This window comes from Chromobacterium sp. Beijing, assembly GCF_021496765.1.
Taxonomy (GTDB): domain Bacteria; phylum Pseudomonadota; class Gammaproteobacteria; order Burkholderiales; family Chromobacteriaceae; genus Chromobacterium.
This window is the reverse complement of sequence record NZ_CP053750.1, coordinates 5043101-5060584: the sequence shown is the minus strand read 5'-3', so window position 1 is coordinate 5060584 and position 17484 is coordinate 5043101. Positions and strand designations below refer to the sequence as shown.

Below are 17484 nucleotides of genomic sequence, written 5' to 3'. Positions count from 1 at the left end.
CGCCGGGCGCAAGCCCACAGCCGAAGCCCCCTCCACCGTCACACCAAGGACAGCAGCCCATGATCATCCCTTCCACCGCCGCCCCGGCCGCCGACAGCCCGCTGGCCCAGCCCATCCGCCCCGGCGCGTTCTGGCCTGAGATAGACCCGGCCCACGCCCGCGCCGTCATGCGCCTGGATGGCACCGTCACCGATGAACGGCTGCGCCATGAACTGGTGGTCGCCATCGCCAGCGTCAACGCCGAGCTGGCCGAGTGGCGCCAGCGCCAGCAGGCCGCCGGCGTCCAGCGGCTGGCCGACGTGGCCGGCGAGGACATCGACGGCGAGCCCGTCATTCTGACCCACTGGCGCCGCGCCATCTACGCCACCGCCGCCGCCGCGCTGAACGAACGCTATCGCAGCTTCGACAGCACCGCCGAAGGCCGGCGCCGTGCCGAGGAGCTGGACCTGGCCGCCGACGACCTGCGCCGCGACGCGCGCTGGGCCGTCAGCGACATCCAGAGCAAGGGCCGCGCCACCGTGGATCTGATCTGATGCGCACCGTTCGCGCCCAGCAGCATGACAGCGTCGACGCCATCGCCTGGCGGCACTACGGCAAAACCGCCGGCGTGGTGGAGGCCATCCTGGCCAGCAATCCCGGCCTGGCCGACCACGGCCCGACCCTGCCCATGGGCCTGGCGGTGCAACTGCCGGAGCTGGACGCCGCCGACGCCGACCCCGTCAAAACCTTAATCAACCTGTGGGACTAAATATGGCCGAACCCATCAGCACCACCACCACCGCCGGCGCGCTCGCCACCGCCGCGCTGCTGACCCTGATTCCCGGCGTCGACGCCGCCGTCGTGCTCGGCGCGTTCGCCGGCGGCGCCGTCTTCGTCATCAGCTCCAGCGACATCAGCGTCGGCAAAAAAGCGGTGTTCTTCGTGCTCAGCTTTGTGGCCGGCATCATTGCCGCCCGCGGCGTCGCCACCTTCGTTGATTGGCTGCTGCCGGAACCGGTGGAAGTCAGCAACGGCGTGGGCGCGCTGATCGCCTCCGCCCTCGCCGTCAAAGCGCTGCTGAGCCTGATCAGCGCCGCCGACAGTCCGGAGTTTTTCCAAAAGCTGCGCCTGCTCAAGGGGAAAGAGAAATGACCCTGCCCATCGCCACCGCCATGGTTTGCCTGCTGATCGCCGCCCGCCTGCTGCTGTTCGCCCGCGGCGGCGCCGTGCACCGGCCGCGTGCCGGCCTGTTCGCCTACCTGCTGTCCGTCGCCGCCGGCAGCGTCGGCGTATTCGAGCTGTTCGGCCTGGATAGCCGCTTGCCGCAGCTGGCGCTGAACCTGGCCTTGCTGCTGGCGTTGCTGGCGGTGCGCGGCAATGTGGTGGAGCTGTTCCGCACCACCGACAACCGCCAGTCCTGGCTCGCCATCCTGTTGCGCAAAGAAAAGTGGATCTGAGAGAGGAGATCGCCATGCCCAGCCGCCGCATTGAAGACCTGCACCCGGCGCTGCAGCCGCTGTGCCGCCAGTTCCTGGAACGCTGCCAGGCCGCCGGCCTCGACATCCTGATCACCTGCACCTGGCGCAGCGGCCAAGAACAAGACCAGCTCTATGCCCAAGGCCGCACCGCGCCCGGCGCCAAAGTCACCAACGCCCGCTCCGGCCAGTCCGCCCACAACGCCATGTTGGCCGGCAAGCCGGCGGCGCGCGCCTTCGACATCGTGCCCAAGGTGAACGGCAAACCGGAATGGAGCGCCGCCCACCCGCATTGGCAGATCGCCGGCCGCATCGGCATGGAGCTGGGCCTCAACTGGTACGGCCGCCCCGGCGCGCCGTTCCGCGAGTTCCCCCACTTCGAGCTGCCGAAGGACCGCTGATGCTCGCCGACATCGTCAAGCGCTACGCCGCCACCCTGGCCCTGCTCGCCGCGCTGCTCGGCGGGCTCGGCCTGTGGCTGCAAGCCCGCGTTATCCAGCAGCAGCAAGCGGCGGCACGGGAGCGGATCGCCGCCTATGCCCAACTGGAAGCCGCCCACCGCCAGCAGACCGCGCAACTGCGCCAGCAAGAACAGGACGCCCGCGCCCAGGCTGCCGCCGTGCGCCAGCTGGCTGAGCGCCTGGAAGCCCTCGCCCGCAAACACGCCGCCAACGCGGCCAAACTGGAGAACGCCCTCAATGCCACCCCGGAAAATACTGCTTGGGGCGATGTGGCTATCCCTGCTGACATTGCCCGCCTGCTCGACTACGCCGCCGTGGGCGCCCCCGGTGCTGAGCAGCCAACGCTGCGCGCCGCTGACCCGCTGCCAGCTGCCGCCGACGGCGCCGTCCAGCAACCGCCAGCTGGCCCAGGCGCTGCAACTGCAGCGGCAGGCGCTTGAAGTCTGCGCCGCCAAAGTCAATGCCACCATCGAATGCCAAGACCATGACTGACTTTTACGACCGCGCTCAGGCGCTGGAACAGCTGCAGCGCGACGCCGCCATCGACGCCCACTTCGCCGGCGCCCGCGCCGCCGGCGACAGCCTCAGCCACTGCGAGGATTGCGGCGAACCGATACCGGCCGCACGCCAGCGCATCGTCCCCGGCTGCACCCGCTGCGTGCCCTGCCAGCAATGGGCGGAACGATGAACAAGCCGCACGCCCTGCGCGCGGCGCTGGAAGCCGCGCTGCCCGAACTGCGTCACAACCCGGACCGGCTGACCATGTGGACCGAGGACGGCCAGCTGGCCACCCGGCCCGGCGCGCTGCATTTCACCCTGCACTACACCCTGAAGCTGGTCGTCATCGAATACGGCCGCGGCATCGAATCCATCCTGCTGCCACTGCTGGACTGGATCGCCGTCAACGAACCGCCGCTGCTGCAAAACCCGGACGCGCGCGCCGACGGCCTCAGCTACCGCAGTGAAATCATCAGCCACAGCGCCGAGGACATCGAAATCACCCTCAAGCTGAGCGAGCGCGTCAAAGCGGTCAAAGACGCCGCCGGCGGCTTCGCCTTCGAATACCTGAGCGAGCCGGAAGACCCGCCGGGCATATTCTGATGGCCGACGCCCTCGCCCTGCTGGACAGCAAACTGTCCGGCCTGCTATCCCAGCTCGGCCCCGCCCAACGCCGCACGCTGGCGCGCCAGATCGTCGCCAGCCTGCGCGCCAGCCAGCAGCAGCGCATCCGTCTGCAGCAAAACCCGGACGGCAGCGGCTTTGAAGCGCGCCGGCCACAGCTGCGCAAGAAAAAGGGCGCCATCCGCCGCCAAATGTTTACCAAGCTGCGCCTGGCGCGCTACCTCAAGACCCAGGCCGGCCCGGCCGGCGGCGCGGTGGAATTCATCGGCCAGGTCCAGCGCATCGCCCGCGTGCATCAGCTCGGCCTGCTCGACCGCGTCAGCCGAAACCGCGGCGTGACGGCGCAATACCCTGCGCGCCAATTACTTGGATTTTCTCCCTCGGATATTGAAGATATTAGCGACGTAATACTTAAGTATTTGTCCCGATAAAAAACGCATTGAAATGGGGAATCACGACACTAAGATTTAAAAACATCGTTCAAACAAGGACTATCAAAATGGGAAAGAATATCATTTACTGCGCGGACGGTACGTGGAATAGCGCAGGCAGAGACAATACCGGAGAGCTGAAATCAGAAATCGCCACCAATGTGGTCAAGCTATACAACTGGCTGGCCGGAGATGATTTTGATCCTTTGGGGCAAAGCAATGGAGAAAGTGAAAAGAAGCTCACTCAAGAAGGTCAGGTCGTCCAAATCGCAAAATACATCCACGGCGTAGGTAGTTCTGATAATTTTCTTGTCAACATGCTTGATGGCGCAACGGGCCATGGGCTAATGACCCAAATCATCCGCGGCTATACCTTCATCTCCAGAAATTATAGCCGCGACGACAAAATTTACATCCTTGGATTCAGTCGCGGCGCCTACGCGGCCCGTGCGCTTGCTGGCCTGATCAGCTCTCAGGGTTTGCTCGCAGATAGTTACGCAAATGATGTTGCCTATCAATTAGGGTGTGCAGCCTGGTATAGATACCGAAACAGCACCAACAACTCTCCCATCAAAAATGCCTTGCAAGCACTAATTTCGGGTATGAATTGCAGAAGTCTATTTCAATCAACGACCGCGAGTCCGACCAACTCCATCAACGCAAACATTCACGCCGTTGCCGTCTGGGACACCGTGGGTGCGATGGGCATTCCCGACTTTAACGACACAAACGAATTGATCGACGCCTTCCAATTTGCCGACAACGACTTAAGCCCCAAAGTTTCTTATGGTATTCATGGCATTTCATTAGATGAAAAACGTAGCACCTTCACGCCCACGCTTTGGAACCCACGAACCGGCGTGACTCAGGTTTTATTACCTGGAGCACATGCAGATGTAGGCGGCGGCTATCCCATCACAAATTACGAGAGCGGCCTTTCTGATGGAGCCCTCCTGTGGATGAAAAACCAAATCAGCGCCTTGCCCAACCCAATTGTTTTTGGAAATATTCCGGATCATATTTCAGCAAATCACTTGGCGGTCGCTCATCAGGAATGGGGGGGCATTGACATCAATCTACGCCCTCGCACGTTTCCTAGCTTCAAAAACATCGGCCATGATGACACCGTCACCAAACGGCTAGGAAACAGAGTACAAGTCAATCTTGACGGTGATTTTTCTAATTACGAACCTAAAAACATACCTCAAAGATAGGAAAAACACTATTTCAGATCCGCATCAATATCACGACCAACAATTACTATGCAAAAAACAAATCAAGCACAAGCATAAATCAACTCTATCAAGGGGGGACCTTCAAAGGAACCGAAAATGACCACCATTCCGGCTAAGAGCTTTGGCCACGCTTTACAACCCATATTATTACGGGCCCCTATCCCACTGCTATCTTTCTTTTTGAGCGAGGACAAGTTAAACGACACCATCATTAAGAGAGAACGTATTGAAGTGCACAAACTTGCTGCCGCATACGTCACCCGTGTCAAAGTAATGTACGATGCCTTCCACGAACCTGCACAGAGCATATCAACCATAGAGTTCAACCCAATGCCAACATGGGAAGAACTATTTAAGCTAGAGGCGAGAATTATCAATGAAGCCCATCATGATTCATTACCCTATCTAATTACATATTATGCAGAAAACGCTTTAGATTACTGCACCTTAGGAGACAACAACCAAACACCTAGCAAACCCAAAAACCAAACAAGACTTGGTGACACAATAAGGCGTTTAAGAAACCCATCCATACGCCAAAGCTTTCAAAACAAAAAAAACCATGAAATCAATCAAAAAAAATACAAGCTATTAACCAGTGTAATTAATGGACAACGTTCTTACTACAGGGCCATCAGAAAAGAAAGAGCCGTTGACGGTTTACGCTTAAAACTTTTACTCGCGGTCTTTGCAATTGAAATTCCTTTTTTCATAGCATTAATATCAGACCATACAAGCCTGTCAATAAAATCATTGGCAATTGCCGTAACATTTGGCGTACTGGGTGCATTCACCAGCGTACTCAGACGATTGCAGGGCATAGAAACCAAAGAAGAAATCAATCAAAAATCTGGAGTCAGCATATCCATACTCATTGATGGGTCCTGGAGCCTTTACTTGGCGCTGGCAAGTGGTGCCGTATTTGGCGCCATGGGGCTTTTTATATTTGGTTCAGGACTATTCAAAGACATCCTCCAACCCGATCTAATGCCTAAAATATCGAAAGTCGTAGACGGCTCCTATTACTTCAAACTATCAGACTATAGCGACACCTGCAAAATGGCTGTATGGGCATTCATTTTTGGCTTTGCCGAAAAATTCATACCTGACTTATTGAACATTCTCGGCAACGGCGTCAAAAAAGAAAGCAATGCAAGCTCAAACAACGGAACCAAGTAAAAGTCGCTGAGAAAAAGAATTTCTATCTCGTGGTTGTCCCCGCTCCCCACACAACACCCACCCCACCACAAACCACGCCATGCCGGGCACACTGCCCGGCATGGACCCCATCGACCTGATCACCCGCTTTGAAAACCTGCTGCGCACCGGCACCATCGCCGCCGTGCAAGCCAAGCCGCCGCGCGTCCGCGTCCGCTCCGGCGGCCTGCTGACCGGCTGGCTGGCCTGGTTTCACACTCGCGCCGGCGGCACCCGCGATTGGGACCCGCCGACACCGGGCGAACAATGCCTGATCCTGAGCCCGTCCGGCGAAACCACCGCCGGCCTGGTGCTGCTCGGCCTCAATGCCGACGATGCGCCGCCGCCCAGCGCCGACACCGGCGAATGGGTGCGAGTGTTTCCGGACGGCGCCCGCCTCGCCTACCACCACGGCCGCGGCGAACTCAGCGTGTCCGGCATCCAGGCCGCCACCATTCAAGCCGCCGTGCGTTGCGTCATCCACAGCCCGGAAACCGAAACCAGCGGCAACCTGACCGTCGGCGGCAATCTGACCGTCAAGGGCGCCACCACCAGCGAAGGCCTGCTCAGCTATCAAGCCGGCCTGGCCGGCACCGGCGGCGGCGCCGGCACCGCCATCAGCGGCGACATCACTCACAGCGGCGGCCAGCTCAGCAGCAACGGCGTGGTGCTGGACAGCCACACCCACCCCGACGCCCACGGCGGCAACACCGGAGGCCCGCAATGAACTACATCGGACTCAACGCCAACACCGGCCGCGCCATCATCGACGATGCGCAGCTGCGGCAATGCGTACAAAAAGTGCTGACAACGCCGCTGTATCAGCGCGTGCAGCGCCGGCTGTTCGGCTGCCAGTTGCCGGAACTGGTGGACGCGCCGCTCAACGGCAAAACCCGGATGCAATGCCTGGCCGCCACCGTGATGGCGCTGGCGCGTCATGAGCCACGAATCGAGCTGCAGCGGGTGGGCATGCGCATCGGTGCCGGCAGCCAGGCCGGTGCGCTGGCCATCGACATCGAAGCGCGGCGCCGCGATGGACCGTCCGCCGGCCAGGCGCTCAATCTCTCGGTGGGCCTGCGATGATAGACCTGACCCAACTGCCGCCGCCGGACGTGATCGAAGCGCTGGACTTCGAAACCCTGTTCCAAAGCCGCAAGGCCAGGCTGCTGGCGGCCGCGCCGGCGGAGCTGCGCGCCGGCCTCGCCGCCGCGCTGCAATTGGACAGCGAACCGCTGACCATGCTGCTGCAGGAGTTCGCCTTCACCGAGCTGCTGCTGCGCCAGCGCGTCAACGAAGCCGCGCTCGCCAGCCTGCTGGCCTACGCCGCCGGAGCCGACCTTGACAACCGCGCCGCCGACTACGGCGTACAACGGCTACTGCTGCGGCCGGCCGATCCGGACGCCGAGCCGCCGACGCCGGCGGAATGGGAAGAAGACAGCGCGCTGCGCCGGCGCTGCCAGATGGCGCTGGAAGGCCTCAGCGTGGCCGGCCCGGCCGGCGCCTACAAATTCCACGCCCTCAGCGCCAACGGCCAGGTGCTGGACGCCAGCGTCGAAGGCCCGAACAGTCCCTTGCCTATGCCGCCGGAGCCCGGCACCGTGCGCGTGTTCGTGATGGACCGTCGCGGCGACGGCGTGCCCGACGCCGCGCTGCTGTCCGCCGTCGCCGCGGCGCTCAACGACGAAGCCGTGCGGCCGATCTGCGACACCGTCGAAGTGCGGCCAGCCGAGCCCTTGGCCTTTGCCGTGGAAGCCGCCATCGAATGGGAGCCCGGCGGCCGGGCCGCCAGCGGCGGGCTGGACGGCGCCAGACTAAGGCTGGCCCGCCTGCTGGAATCGCGCCGCCGGCTGGGCGCCGCCGTCGCGCGTTCGGCCATTGACGCCGCGCTACATGTCGCCGGCGTACGCCGCGTGCTGCTCACCGCGCCGACGGCCGACGTGCTGTGCTCGCTGCGCCAATTCCCCACGGCCGAGGAGATTGCCCTTCATGACTAGCCGCTTGCTGCCATCCAATCGCACCCCGCTGGAAGCCGCCATCGCCGATTGCTGCGCGCCGGATCTCGACCCATCGCCGATACGCGGCATCGCCGACAGCGCCCGCTGTCCGATAGCGCTGCTGCCGCTGCTGGCCTGGGAACGCAGCATCGACAACTTCGACGCCGCCGCCAGCGAAGCGCGCCAGCGCGCCGTGATCCGCTCCTCCGTCGCCGTGCATCGCCGCAAGGGCACCGTCGCCGCGGTGCGCCAGTTGTTCCGGGATCTAGGTCTGGGCGAAGTCGATATTGAGCAAGGCCGCAGCGGCTACCGGCGCGACGGAAGCCGGCGGCGCGAAGCCTACAACCTGCGCGGGCCGCGCGGCGCGCACTGGGCCGAGTACCGCGTCATCTGTTACAGCCTGCTGACCAACCAACAAGCCAGGACCGCGCGCGCGCTGCTGGACGACATCGCCGCCGGCCGCTGCCGGCTGGTGGCGCTGGACTTCAGCCACGCGGCGCTGACGCGCAACGGCTACGGCCGGCGCGACGGCGCGTTCTCCCGCGGCCTGGCGTGATGAGAGAGGAACACAATGGGATATCTGAACGATAAGGAAGTCTGGGACCGCGTCCCCTATTTTGCCGAAGACGCGGTACTGACCGGCGGGCCGGACTGCCCGGACAACATCCCGATTCAAGCGCTGACAAACCGGACGGCCCTGCTTAAGAAGCAGCTGGACGACGCCGTGGCCGGCGCGCTGGCCATCGAGTACGCCAACAGGCTGAGCACGGCGCGCAAAATCGGAATGAGCGGCGACGGTAGTTGGTCTGTGCAGTTCGACGGCGGCGGCAACGTCAGCGCGGCGCTGACGCTGACGGACTCCGGTGTGGAGGCCGGCGCGTACCCGGTGATCACGGTGGACAAGAAGGGCCGCGCCACAGCCGGCCGCGCGCTGCAGTCGGCGGACTTGCCGATCAATGCCGCGCTGCCGGGCGAGCCCACGGTAAAAACGCCTCCGGCCGGCGCCGGCGACAAGCGCATCGTCAACGCCGAATTCGTCGCCGGCGCGCTGGCGGCGCTGGTGGGCTCGGCGCCGGCAGTGCTGGACACGCTGAACGAGCTGGCCGCGGCCTTGGGCAACGACCCGAACTTCGCCACCACCATGACAAGCGCGCTGGCGGGTAAAGCGCCCAAGGCAACAACGTTGGCCGGATATGGCATCGTCGATGGCGCGACCAAAACCGATGTCAATCACGCCGCCCCAGCCGGCGCTGTCGCATTCTTCGCCATGTCGGCTGAGCCGGTTGGTTGGCTGAGAGCGGACGGCGCCGTGGTCAGCCGGACTGTCTATTCGGCGTTGTTCGCTGCAATTGGAACCCGATTCGGGGCCGGCGACGGCGCGAGTACGTTCAAGCTTCCGGATCTGCGGGGCGAGTTCGTGCGTGGGTGGGACGATGGCGGCGGCGGGGTAGATAGCAGCGATGGAACGCGGGCATTGGGATCGCTTCAAAAAGCAACGGCAATCGCTAACTACACGCACTCAGATTCAACAATCGTTGGAGCGTCAACAGGAATCCAATCACCGATTGCGTTTCCGGATGGTGCGGGGCCTGCGCTGGCTACGGCTAACGCCGCCTATTACCTGACCGCTGTGAGCGCGTCGAATGGGGGAGCGGGGTATTCAGGCATGTCAAACGTTCGCCCGCGCAACATCGCGCTGCTCGCCTGCATCAAATTCTGAGGGTTCACAATGATTACGATCTACCACTATCACCCCGTCACGGGTGAATACCTGTCAACCAGCACCGCCAACGCGTCGCCGCTCGAGCCCGGTGTATGGCTACTCCCCGCCCATGCCTCCAAGGCCAAGCCGCCGGTCACCGCAGAGAGAGAAATTGCGCTGTTCCGCGACGGTGCTTGGGTCGTGGAGCAAGATTGGCGCGGAATAGAGCTCTGGAGTAAAGCGACGGCGGCACGAGTTCAGGCGCAATTGGGCGACAGCCCGGACAGCCTCAATGCAACTGAACTGGAGCCGCCGCCCTTCGCTGTCTGGTCCGGCGATGGCTGGAGCGTCGACGCCAACGCCCAGCGCGCGGCCCAGGCCGCGGCCGTGGATATCGAAACCGCCAGTCGACGAGCGGCGGCGGACGCCGCCATCACCCCGCTGGAAGATGCGGTAGAACTCGACATGGCAACGCCCGAAGAGCTGGCCGCGCTCAAAGCCTGGAAGCGCTGCCGCGTGCTGTTGTCGCGGGTACCGCAACAAGCCGGCTATCCCATGGCGGTAGACTGGCCGCCCTCGCCCTGAGCGGCACGGCAAACAAAAAGCCCGGCCAAGCGCCGGGCTGTTGTATTGACGTAATAGTGAATCAGCGCTGGCCCAGCCTGCCGGCCTCAAACCGTAGCGCCGCCGCGCAGCTGGCGGTGAAAAAATAGATGGAAGGATCGGCATGGCTGGCCGCCAGCGTTTCGCCCAGCCGGCTCAGACAGGTGGTCAAGTTTTCCAGCGTGTCCTGGCAAGTGTCCCCGATCAGGGGGTTTAATTGTTGTGGAGTCGTCACGGCGCCTAGAGTCATTTTTAACCTCGCTTGCTTGATGTGCTGCAACGACGATTGTGAAGGCTCGCCTCCCGCGCGTTAATCGGCGGAAACGCCGGTGTCCCGCATAGTCTCCGCAAAATAGACATGGCGGATGATTTTTCTAACGGTGATTTTGCCCCCATCAAAACGGCCCACGCCAAGTTTTCTCCCAATGTTTTCAATATGATTCCGCACGGTTCGCTCGCTTATGCCCAAAGCTTTCGCCGCTTGCCGATTGCTGCTGCCAGCGGCCACCGCCTCAAGAACCTGAATTTCCCTATCCGTCAATTGACCTAAAGCATTGGATTTATTTTGCTCACGCGCCGCGGCATCGCCCAGCAAGCGCCGCAAACCCAGCGCCATGCCGCCCACCAAATGGGGCGGAATCTCAAGATGAGCGACGCCGGACAGATGCCGCAACAACGCGCGAATCTCGCGGTCTCCCGCCGCCGCCAAATAATGCTGGAGTAAGCCGGCGGCGTCTGGCGGCATCCTAAAACATTCTAATTCAGACCATCGGCCCGTCACTCTAAGTTGTCCGGGCCGCTGGCACAACGCAGCGCAGTCGCATCGACCCGCCGCCTGCGCCACCATGCCGGAAACCCCGCATGGAGAAGCCCGCATGGCCACTGATTACCATCACGGCGTCCGCGTCCTTGAAATCGACGAAGGCAGCCGCCCCATCCGCACCGTCGCCACCGCCGTTATCGGCATGGTCTGCACCTCCGACGACGCCGACCCGGTCGCGTTCCCAGAAGACATGCCGGTGCTGATCACCGATATTGACCGCGCCATCGGCAAGGCTGGCGTCAAGGGCACGCTGGCAACCAGCCTGGCCGCCATCGCCGACCAGTGCAAGCCGGTAATCGTCGTCGTGCGCGTCAAGCCCGGCAAAACCGCCGAGGAAACCACCACCAAGGTGATCGGCACCACCACCCCGGACGGCCGCAAGACCGGCATCAAGGCCTTGCTGAGCAGCAAAGCCCGCTTTGCGCTGTCACCGCGCATTCTCGGCGCGCCCGGCCTGGACAACCAGCCGGTGGCGGCGGCGCTGGCCGCCCTGGCGCAGCAGACTCGCGCCTTCGCCTACCTGTCCGCCTACGGTTGCAAAACCATGGAAGACGCGGTGGCCTACCGCAAGAACTTCGGCCAGCGCGAGGCGATGATCATCTGGCCGGACTTCATCGCCTGGGACGGCGCCGCCAACAAAGAGGCCGCCGCCTACGCCACTGCGCGCGCGCTGGGCCTGCGCGCCTTCATCGACGAAACCGTCGGCTGGCACAAGACCTTGTCCAATGTGCCGGTGCAGGGCGTCACCGGCATCAGCGCCGACGTCTACTTCGATCTGCAAGGCACCGCCACCGACGCCGACTACCTGAACAGCAATGAAGTCACCACCCTGATCAACCAGAACGGTTACCGCTTCTGGGGCTCGCGCACCTGCAGCGCAGACCCGCTGTATGCGTTCGAAAGCTACACCCGCACCGCCCAGGTGCTGGCCGACACCTTCGCCGAGGCGCAATTCTGGGCCGTCGACAAACCGCTGACCCCGGGCCTGGCGCGCGACATCATCGAAAGCCTGAAAGCCAAGGGCCGCAGTCTGGTCAACCAAGGCTATCTGCTCGGCTTCGACTGCTGGTTTGACGCCAAGGTCAACGACAAGGACAGCCTCAAGACCGGCAAGCTGGCCATCGACTACGACTACACCCCGGTGCCGCCGGCGGAGAACATCAGCCTGCGCCAGCGCATCACCGATAAATACCTGATGGACTTCGCCAGCCAGGTCAACGCATAAGGACACGCCCCCATGTCAGGCATCGCACTGCCGCGCGCGCTGCGCAAATTCAATGTCTTCATCGACGGCGTCGGCTTCATCGGCCAGGCGCTGGAAGTCAAGCTGCCCAAGGTCGCCATGGAAACCGAAAAGTACCGCGGCGCCGGCATGATCGGCTCGGTCGCGCTGCTCAAGGGCCTGGGCGATCTGGAGATGGAGCAGACCTATAACGGACCCATCCGCGAAATCGTCGCCACCTTCGGCGCCGAAAACCACGACGCCGCCCAGATCCGCTTCATGGGCAGCTACGCCAAGGAAGACGACGCCAGCGCCCAGGCGGTGGAAGTCGTCGTCCGCGGCCGTCACAACGAACTGGACATGGGCGACGCCAAGGCCAAGGAAAACGGCGCGTTCAAGGTCAAGACCGACCTCAGCTATTACAAGCTGATCGTCGACGGCGAGGAGTGGCTGGAAGTCGACGTCGTCAACGACGTGTTCAAAGTGTTTGGCCAAGACCGCCAGGCCCAGCACCGCGCCAACGTCGGTCTGTAAAACCCTCACCCGGCCCGCCCGGGCCGCTCAAACCAAGGACATACCATGCAAGACAAAGCCCCCATCACCCTGGACCAGCCTATCCAGCGCGGACAGACCCAGATCGCCGCCCTCCGCATCAGCAAGCCCAGCGCCGGCCAACTGCGCGGCACCAAGCTGGTGGACCTGCTGCAAATGGACGTCGGCGCGCTGATCACCCTGCTGCCGCGCATCACCCTGCCGCCGCTGACCGAGCAGGAGGTCCAAGGCATGGACCCGGCCGACCTGACCGAATGCGGCATCGCGGTGGCCAGTTTTTTGGGGAAGAAGGAGCGGCAGCCGAGCGAAGCGGACACGGCCTCCCCGGCCGCGTAGAAGACGCCATCGCCGACGTCGCGGTCGTGTTCCATTGGCCGCCGTCGGCGTTTGAGCATATGAGCCTGGCCGAACTGGCCGATTGGCGCGAACACGCCCGCCTGCGCAGCGGCAACGAGGACACATGAGCGATACCCGGATGAAGCTGGAAGTGCTGCTGGCGGGCGTGGACAAACTGAGCCGCCCGCTGCGCGACGCAATGGCCGGCAGCAAGGAGCTGGCCCAGGCGGTCAAACACTCCCGCGAGCAACTGAAGGCGCTGGAGCGGACCCAGTCCAATATCAGCGGCTACAAAAAGCAGACCGCCGCGCTGCAGGACACCCGCGCCAAGCTGGACCAGGCGCAGCAGCGCGTGCGCGCCATGCGCGACCAGATGCGCGCCGGCGAGGAGCAGACCGCCACATTCCGCAAGGCCTTCACCAAGGCCAACGAAAGCGTGCACAGCCTCACCACTCAAGTGCAGCGCCAAACCCGCGACCTGGCCCCGCTGCGCGCCAAGCTGAGCGAAGCCGGCGTCAAGGTCGCGCAGCTGGGCAGCGCGGAAGCCGCACTCAAGGGCAAGATCGACGGCACCAGCGAGGCGCTGAAACGACAGCGCGAGCAGCTGGAAAAAGTCAGCCGCCACCAACAGCGGCTGAACGACATCCGCGGCCGCTACGGCCGGGCAAAAGAAGTGCGCGACAAGGTGGCCGGCGTTGGCGTGGCCTCCATGGCCGGCGGCGTGGCCACCGGCGCGGCGGTGATGAAGCCGGTAGCGGCCTATGCGGAAGCGGAAGACTCGGCAACCCAGTTGAAGGGCGCCATGATGCGCGCAGGCGGCGTCGTGCCCCCGAATACGAGCAAATCAACCGGCTGGCCGAAAAGCTGGGCGACCGTCTGCCAGGCACAACGGCGGACTTTCAGGACATGATGACGATGCTGCAGCGCCAGGGCATGAGCGCCAAGTCCGTGTTGGGCGGCTTGGGCGAGGCCACCGCCTACCTGGGCGTGCAACTGAAGATGGCGCCGACGGAAGCCGCGGAATTCACCGCCAAGCTGCAAGACGCCACCCGCACCAGCGAAAAAGACATGATGGGGCTGGTGGACATGATCCAGCGCGGCTTCTACGCCGGCGTCGACTCCGGCAACATGCTGGAAGCCTACAAGGGTTTGGGCGCGGCCATGGACATGATCAAGGTCAAGGGCCTGGAGGGCGCCAAGGCCTTCGCGCCCTTCGTCGTGATGATGGACCAAGCCGGCATGCGTGGAGAGTCCGCCGGCAACGCCATCCGCAAAGTCATCGCGGCGGGGCTGAACGTCGACAAGATCAAAAAAGTGGAGAAGTCACTGCTCAAGAAGAAAAAGATAAGCCTGGGGCTGGACTTCACCAATGGCAAGGGCGAGTTCGGCGGCCTGGACAATCTGATGAAGCAGCTGGCCAAGCTGCAGAAGCTGGACACCGTCAACCGCCTGGCGGTGCTGAAAGACATTTTTGGCGACGACAAGGAAACCAATGAGGTTCTTTCCAAGATCATCGAGAAGGGCCAAGGCGGCTACGACGATGTGGTAAAGAACTTGGCGGAACAGGCCAGCCTGCAGGAACGCGTCAACCAACAGCTCGGCACCCTCAAGAACCTGTGGGACGCCGCCAGCGGCACCTTCACCAACGCCATGGTGAAGTTTGGCGAATCCATCTCGCCGGAGTTGAAGGCCGCCGCGGAATGGATCGCCGACCTATCCGAGAAAACCGGCGCCTGGGCGCGGGAAAACCCGCAGCTGGTGGCCACGCTGATGAAAATCGCCGCCGTCGTCGCCGTGGTGCTCACCGCGCTGGGCGGGCTGCTGATCGCCGCGGCGGCCGTCGCCGGCCCCTTCATGCTGGCGCGCTTCGGCCTGTCCATGTTCATGGCCACCCTCAGCAGCGGCCTGGGCGTCCTCGGCCGGGTAGGCCCGGCGCTGATGACGGTGCTGAAAGTCGTCGGTTTCGTCGGCCGCATGATGATGTTCACTCCGATTGGCCTCGCCATCACCGCCATCGCCGCCGCCGCCACGCTGATCTATCTCTACTGGGAGCCGATCAAGGCCTTCTTCGCCGACATCTGGGCGGAAATCGTTATGGCGTTCAGCGGCGGCGTCGCCGGCATTGCCGCGCTGATCCTCAACTGGTCACCGCTGGGGCTGTTCTATCGCGCCTTCGCCGCGGTGATGGGCTGGTTCGGTGTGGAGCTGCCAAACCGCTTTACCGGCTTCGGCAGCATGATCATGCAAGGCCTGGTCAGCGGCATCAAAAGCGGGCTGGGCTGGGTCAAAGACGCCATCCTCGGCGTCGGCGACATGCTGCCGGAGTGGCTGCGCAACAAGCTGGACATCCACTCGCCGTCCCGCGTGTTCGCCGGCATCGGCGGCTACACCATGGCCGGGCTGGAGCAAGGCATCGTCCAGAATCAGGGCGGCCCGCTGGCCGCGCTGCGCCAGGCCACCGGCAAGCTGACCGCCCTCGGCGCCGGCGTCATGCTCGGCGCCGGGCCGGCGCTGGCCGGCCAGCTCGATACCCGCCCGCCGCTGGCGCGGCCGGTCATGGCCGCCGCCGCCCCATCATGATCAACGCCCCGATCACCATCCATGCCGCGCCCGGCATGGACGAACGCGCGCTGGCGCGGCTGGTGCGTCAGGAGCTGGAAAAAGCCCAGCGCGACGCCCAGGCCCGCCTGCGCAGCAAATTTGGAGACATCGACTAATGCTAGGCCTGCCGATGATGGCGCTAGGGCTGTTCGTGTTCACCCGCAGCACCCTGCCCTATCAGGAAATGAAACAGCAATACGGCTGGCGCTGGCCGGGCAACCCCCGCGTCGGCGCCGCGCCCGGCCGCCAGTACACCGGGCCGGAGGAAGAACCCATCACCCTGTCCGGTAAACTGCTGCCGGAGCTGACCGGCGGCGACAGCTCGCTGGCCCTGCTCAAGCTGATGGCCGATCAGGCGCTGGCCTGGCCGCTGATCGAGGGCACCGGCATGATTTACGGCTTCTACGTCATCGAAAAGCTGGACCTGACCCGCCGCGAATTCTTCAGCGACGGCAAGGCGCGCGAGATCGACTTCACCCTGACCCTGCAGCGCGTCGACGGCAGCATGCTGGACCTGCTCGGCAACCTCAGCCGCGCGGTGATGGAGTTGGCGTTTTGAGCCTGGACAAGCTCATGGCCGCCGGCCAGGGCATCGCCCAGCAAGGCCTGGACAGCCTCGCCGACTTCGCCGGCCTCAACGGCGCGCCGACGCCGGCCTGGCGGCTCACGCTCAACGGCAAGCCGCTGGACAGCGCGCTGCGCCGGCGGCTGGTGGCGTTGACGCTGACCGACAACCGCGGCTTCGACGCCGACCAGCTCGACATCGTGCTGGACGACGGCGACGGCATGCTGGAGCTGCCCGGCCGCGGCGCCGTCATCGCCGTGGCGCTGGGCTGGCGGCATAGCGGCCTGATCGACAAGGGCAGCTACACCGTCGACGAGGTGGAGCACAGCGGCACGCCGGACATTCTGACCCTGCGCGCGCGTTCAACCGACCTGCGCGAAGGCATCGCCGCCAAGCGCGAAAAGAGCTGGAGCAAGACCACGCTCGGCGCCATCGTCCGCGCCATCGCCGCCGCCAACCAGCTGCAGCCGGCAATACCGGACTGGCTGGCCAAGCGCCGCGTTGAGCAGCTGGACCAGCGCAACGAAAGCGACGCCCAGCTGCTGCACCGGCTTGCGCGCGAACACGACGCCGTGGCCACGGTGAAAAACGGCCGCCTGGTGTTCTGCAAAGCCGGCGACGCCGAAACCGTCAGCGGCAAGCCCTTCCCGGTCTGCACCCTCACCCGCGCCAGCGGCGACAGTCACCGCTTCAACATCGCCGACCGCAACGCCTACACCGCCGTCAAAGCGCAATGGCAGGATCTGAACCGCGCCAAGCGCGGCGAAATCATCGTCGACAAAAACACCCGCTTCGAACGCCGCGCCACCGTCACAAAGCTGGGGCGCAAGACCAAGCGCAAAAAACTGACCGCCATTCAGCAAAAAGGCGTGGAGCCCAGCGCCGGCAACGTCAAAGTGCTGCGCCACATCTACGCCAGCGAAGCCACCGCGCTGCAAGGCGCGAAGGCGGCGTGGGAAAAGCTGCAGCGCGGCGCCGCCGAGTTCAGCATCAACCTGGCCTACGGCCGGCCGGAGCTGTTCGCCGAGCTGCCGGCCAAGGTGCAGGGCTTCAAGCCGGCCATCGACGCCACAGAATGGGTGATCAACAAAATCACCCACACCTTGAACGATGGCGGCTATACCTGCCAGCTGGAGCTGGAGATGAAGCTGGATGAGGTAAAGTAGTCAGACTCAGCATTAATAGT

General features: G+C 63.7%; 28 protein-coding genes. 26 read left to right on the top strand and 2 right to left on the bottom strand.

Features of this window, described 5'->3' with window-relative positions; genetic code table 11:
- The first annotated feature begins 59 nt into the window (after positions 1 to 59).
- From HQN78_RS23760 to HQN78_RS23680, 17 genes are all read left to right on the top strand, one after another.
- A complete protein-coding gene (locus HQN78_RS23760; RefSeq protein ID WP_235086785.1) occupies positions 60 to 533 on the top strand; it encodes a head completion/stabilization protein in 474 nt (157 codons plus the stop codon).
- Positions 533 to 748 (top strand): tail protein X, encoded by a 216-nt coding sequence (locus HQN78_RS23755; RefSeq protein ID WP_235086782.1) that lies wholly within the window; start codon positions 533 to 535, stop codon positions 746 to 748. The genes HQN78_RS23760 and HQN78_RS23755 overlap by 1 nt, the downstream gene beginning before the upstream one ends.
- 2 nt (positions 749 to 750) lie before the next feature.
- Positions 751 to 1131, top strand: a complete 381-nt coding sequence (locus tag HQN78_RS23750; protein ID WP_235086778.1) for a putative holin — start codon at positions 751 to 753, stop codon at positions 1129 to 1131.
- Positions 1128 to 1436 carry a phage holin family protein gene (locus HQN78_RS23745; protein ID WP_235086776.1) on the top strand — a complete coding sequence of 103 codons (309 nt, stop codon included), beginning with the start codon at positions 1128 to 1130 and terminating at the stop codon, positions 1434 to 1436. The genes HQN78_RS23750 and HQN78_RS23745 overlap by 4 nt, the downstream gene beginning before the upstream one ends.
- A gap of 14 nt (positions 1437 to 1450) precedes the next feature.
- Entirely contained in the window at positions 1451 to 1855 is a 405-nt protein-coding gene (locus HQN78_RS23740; RefSeq protein WP_235086773.1) for a M15 family metallopeptidase, read from the top strand.
- Positions 1856 to 1990: 135 nt separating this feature from the next.
- Positions 1991 to 2407: an Rz1-like lysis system protein LysC gene (gene lysC, locus HQN78_RS23735; protein ID WP_370646577.1), complete on the top strand. Its 417-nt coding sequence runs from the start codon at positions 1991 to 1993 to the stop codon at positions 2405 to 2407.
- Positions 2400 to 2603, top strand: coding sequence for a TraR/DksA family transcriptional regulator (locus tag HQN78_RS23730; RefSeq protein WP_043591235.1), 204 nt, complete (start codon positions 2400 to 2402; stop codon positions 2601 to 2603). Before lysC ends, HQN78_RS23730 begins: the two co-directional genes overlap by 8 nt.
- Positions 2600 to 3016: a phage tail protein gene (locus HQN78_RS23725; protein WP_235086768.1), complete on the top strand. Its 417-nt coding sequence runs from the start codon at positions 2600 to 2602 to the stop codon at positions 3014 to 3016. The genes HQN78_RS23730 and HQN78_RS23725 overlap by 4 nt, the downstream gene beginning before the upstream one ends.
- Complete coding sequence (locus HQN78_RS23720; protein WP_235086765.1) at positions 3016 to 3468, top strand: phage virion morphogenesis protein; 453 nt, start codon at positions 3016 to 3018, stop codon at positions 3466 to 3468. The genes HQN78_RS23725 and HQN78_RS23720 overlap by 1 nt, the downstream gene beginning before the upstream one ends.
- A gap of 68 nt (positions 3469 to 3536) precedes the next feature.
- On the top strand, positions 3537 to 4682 hold the full coding sequence (locus HQN78_RS23715; RefSeq protein WP_235086763.1) for a DUF2235 domain-containing protein: 1146 nt from the start codon (positions 3537 to 3539) through the stop codon (positions 4680 to 4682).
- A gap of 117 nt (positions 4683 to 4799) precedes the next feature.
- Positions 4800 to 5882 (top strand): hypothetical protein, encoded by a 1083-nt coding sequence (locus HQN78_RS23710; protein ID WP_235086761.1) that lies wholly within the window; start codon positions 4800 to 4802, stop codon positions 5880 to 5882.
- A gap of 79 nt (positions 5883 to 5961) precedes the next feature.
- Positions 5962 to 6627: a phage baseplate assembly protein V gene (locus tag HQN78_RS23705; protein WP_235086758.1), complete on the top strand. Its 666-nt coding sequence runs from the start codon at positions 5962 to 5964 to the stop codon at positions 6625 to 6627.
- Positions 6624 to 6983: a GPW/gp25 family protein gene (locus tag HQN78_RS23700; RefSeq protein ID WP_235086756.1), complete on the top strand. Its 360-nt coding sequence runs from the start codon at positions 6624 to 6626 to the stop codon at positions 6981 to 6983. The genes HQN78_RS23705 and HQN78_RS23700 overlap by 4 nt, the downstream gene beginning before the upstream one ends.
- Positions 6980 to 7894, top strand: coding sequence for a baseplate J/gp47 family protein (locus HQN78_RS23695; protein ID WP_235086754.1), 915 nt, complete (start codon positions 6980 to 6982; stop codon positions 7892 to 7894). The genes HQN78_RS23700 and HQN78_RS23695 overlap by 4 nt, the downstream gene beginning before the upstream one ends.
- Positions 7887 to 8450, top strand: a complete 564-nt coding sequence (locus tag HQN78_RS23690) for a phage tail protein I (RefSeq protein ID WP_235086752.1) — start codon at positions 7887 to 7889, stop codon at positions 8448 to 8450. Before HQN78_RS23695 ends, HQN78_RS23690 begins: the two co-directional genes overlap by 8 nt.
- Positions 8451 to 8465: 15 nt before the next feature.
- Positions 8466 to 9614: a phage tail protein gene (locus tag HQN78_RS23685; RefSeq protein ID WP_235086749.1), complete on the top strand. Its 1149-nt coding sequence runs from the start codon at positions 8466 to 8468 to the stop codon at positions 9612 to 9614.
- A 9-nt stretch (positions 9615 to 9623) separates the two neighbouring features.
- Complete coding sequence (locus HQN78_RS23680; protein WP_235086746.1) at positions 9624 to 10181, top strand: tail fiber assembly protein; 558 nt, start codon at positions 9624 to 9626, stop codon at positions 10179 to 10181.
- Between the two features lie 61 nt (positions 10182 to 10242).
- Here HQN78_RS23680 and HQN78_RS23675 read toward each other — a convergent pair whose 3' ends face one another.
- Together HQN78_RS23675 and HQN78_RS23670 are read right to left on the bottom strand one after the other, a co-directional pair.
- Positions 10243 to 10434, bottom strand: coding sequence for a hypothetical protein (locus HQN78_RS23675; RefSeq protein WP_235086744.1), 192 nt, complete (start codon positions 10432 to 10434; stop codon positions 10243 to 10245).
- 75 nt (positions 10435 to 10509) lie between these two features.
- Complete coding sequence (locus HQN78_RS23670; protein ID WP_235086742.1) at positions 10510 to 10944, bottom strand: LuxR C-terminal-related transcriptional regulator; 435 nt, start codon at positions 10942 to 10944, stop codon at positions 10510 to 10512.
- A 130-nt stretch (positions 10945 to 11074) separates the two neighbouring features.
- Here HQN78_RS23670 and HQN78_RS23665 point away from each other — a divergent pair, with 130 nt between their 5' ends.
- From HQN78_RS23665 to HQN78_RS23625, 9 genes are read left to right on the top strand one after another with little or no spacing between them, the layout of a single operon-like run.
- Entirely contained in the window at positions 11075 to 12247 is a 1173-nt protein-coding gene (locus HQN78_RS23665; RefSeq protein WP_235086739.1) for a phage tail sheath protein, read from the top strand.
- Positions 12248 to 12259: 12 nt separating this feature from the next.
- Positions 12260 to 12778, top strand: a complete 519-nt coding sequence (locus HQN78_RS23660; RefSeq protein WP_235086737.1) for a phage major tail tube protein — start codon at positions 12260 to 12262, stop codon at positions 12776 to 12778.
- Between the two features lie 45 nt (positions 12779 to 12823).
- Positions 12824 to 13132, top strand: a complete 309-nt coding sequence (locus tag HQN78_RS23655; protein WP_235086735.1) for a phage tail assembly protein — start codon at positions 12824 to 12826, stop codon at positions 13130 to 13132.
- Between the two features lie 8 nt (positions 13133 to 13140).
- A complete protein-coding gene (locus HQN78_RS23650; RefSeq protein WP_217806332.1) occupies positions 13141 to 13260 on the top strand; it encodes a GpE family phage tail protein in 120 nt (39 codons plus the stop codon).
- Positions 13257 to 14042, top strand: coding sequence for a hypothetical protein (locus HQN78_RS23645; protein ID WP_235086733.1), 786 nt, complete (start codon positions 13257 to 13259; stop codon positions 14040 to 14042). Before HQN78_RS23650 ends, HQN78_RS23645 begins: the two co-directional genes overlap by 4 nt.
- Positions 13976 to 15712: a phage tail tape measure protein gene (locus tag HQN78_RS23640; RefSeq protein WP_370646621.1), complete on the top strand. Its 1737-nt coding sequence runs from the start codon at positions 13976 to 13978 to the stop codon at positions 15710 to 15712. The genes HQN78_RS23645 and HQN78_RS23640 overlap by 67 nt, the downstream gene beginning before the upstream one ends.
- A complete protein-coding gene (locus tag HQN78_RS23635; protein ID WP_235086731.1) occupies positions 15709 to 15849 on the top strand; it encodes a hypothetical protein in 141 nt (46 codons plus the stop codon). The genes HQN78_RS23640 and HQN78_RS23635 overlap by 4 nt, the downstream gene beginning before the upstream one ends.
- Positions 15849 to 16292 (top strand): phage tail protein, encoded by a 444-nt coding sequence (locus HQN78_RS23630; RefSeq protein ID WP_235086728.1) that lies wholly within the window; start codon positions 15849 to 15851, stop codon positions 16290 to 16292. The genes HQN78_RS23635 and HQN78_RS23630 overlap by 1 nt, the downstream gene beginning before the upstream one ends.
- The gene (locus tag HQN78_RS23625) at positions 16289 to 17464 is read left to right on the top strand and encodes a phage late control D family protein (RefSeq protein ID WP_235086725.1); all 1176 of its coding nucleotides are present in this window, start codon (positions 16289 to 16291) and stop codon (positions 17462 to 17464) included. Before HQN78_RS23630 ends, HQN78_RS23625 begins: the two co-directional genes overlap by 4 nt.
- Positions 17465 to 17484 lie beyond the last annotated feature (20 nt).

Coding starts and splice junctions, on each gene's coding strand:
- HQN78_RS23760 (WP_235086785.1), top strand. CDS start 60: ATGATCATCCCTTCCACCGCCGCCCCGGCCGCCGACAGCCCGCTGGCC.
- HQN78_RS23755 (WP_235086782.1), top strand. CDS start 533: ATGCGCACCGTTCGCGCCCAGCAGCATGACAGCGTCGACGCCATCGCC.
- HQN78_RS23750 (WP_235086778.1), top strand. CDS start 751: ATGGCCGAACCCATCAGCACCACCACCACCGCCGGCGCGCTCGCCACC.
- HQN78_RS23745 (WP_235086776.1), top strand. CDS start 1,128: ATGACCCTGCCCATCGCCACCGCCATGGTTTGCCTGCTGATCGCCGCC.
- HQN78_RS23740 (WP_235086773.1), top strand. CDS start 1,451: ATGCCCAGCCGCCGCATTGAAGACCTGCACCCGGCGCTGCAGCCGCTG.
- lysC (WP_370646577.1), top strand. CDS start 1,991: ATGCCCAACTGGAAGCCGCCCACCGCCAGCAGACCGCGCAACTGCGCC.
- HQN78_RS23730 (WP_043591235.1), top strand. CDS start 2,400: ATGACTGACTTTTACGACCGCGCTCAGGCGCTGGAACAGCTGCAGCGC.
- HQN78_RS23725 (WP_235086768.1), top strand. CDS start 2,600: ATGAACAAGCCGCACGCCCTGCGCGCGGCGCTGGAAGCCGCGCTGCCC.
- HQN78_RS23720 (WP_235086765.1), top strand. CDS start 3,016: ATGGCCGACGCCCTCGCCCTGCTGGACAGCAAACTGTCCGGCCTGCTA.
- HQN78_RS23715 (WP_235086763.1), top strand. CDS start 3,537: ATGGGAAAGAATATCATTTACTGCGCGGACGGTACGTGGAATAGCGCA.
- HQN78_RS23710 (WP_235086761.1), top strand. CDS start 4,800: ATGACCACCATTCCGGCTAAGAGCTTTGGCCACGCTTTACAACCCATA.
- HQN78_RS23705 (WP_235086758.1), top strand. CDS start 5,962: ATGCCGGGCACACTGCCCGGCATGGACCCCATCGACCTGATCACCCGC.
- HQN78_RS23700 (WP_235086756.1), top strand. CDS start 6,624: ATGAACTACATCGGACTCAACGCCAACACCGGCCGCGCCATCATCGAC.
- HQN78_RS23695 (WP_235086754.1), top strand. CDS start 6,980: ATGATAGACCTGACCCAACTGCCGCCGCCGGACGTGATCGAAGCGCTG.
- HQN78_RS23690 (WP_235086752.1), top strand. CDS start 7,887: ATGACTAGCCGCTTGCTGCCATCCAATCGCACCCCGCTGGAAGCCGCC.
- HQN78_RS23685 (WP_235086749.1), top strand. CDS start 8,466: ATGGGATATCTGAACGATAAGGAAGTCTGGGACCGCGTCCCCTATTTT.
- HQN78_RS23680 (WP_235086746.1), top strand. CDS start 9,624: ATGATTACGATCTACCACTATCACCCCGTCACGGGTGAATACCTGTCA.
- HQN78_RS23670 (WP_235086742.1), bottom strand. CDS start 10,944: ATGCCGCCAGACGCCGCCGGCTTACTCCAGCATTATTTGGCGGCGGCG.
- HQN78_RS23665 (WP_235086739.1), top strand. CDS start 11,075: ATGGCCACTGATTACCATCACGGCGTCCGCGTCCTTGAAATCGACGAA.
- HQN78_RS23660 (WP_235086737.1), top strand. CDS start 12,260: ATGTCAGGCATCGCACTGCCGCGCGCGCTGCGCAAATTCAATGTCTTC.
- HQN78_RS23655 (WP_235086735.1), top strand. CDS start 12,824: ATGCAAGACAAAGCCCCCATCACCCTGGACCAGCCTATCCAGCGCGGA.
- HQN78_RS23645 (WP_235086733.1), top strand. CDS start 13,257: ATGAGCGATACCCGGATGAAGCTGGAAGTGCTGCTGGCGGGCGTGGAC.
- HQN78_RS23635 (WP_235086731.1), top strand. CDS start 15,709: ATGATCAACGCCCCGATCACCATCCATGCCGCGCCCGGCATGGACGAA.
- HQN78_RS23630 (WP_235086728.1), top strand. CDS start 15,849: ATGCTAGGCCTGCCGATGATGGCGCTAGGGCTGTTCGTGTTCACCCGC.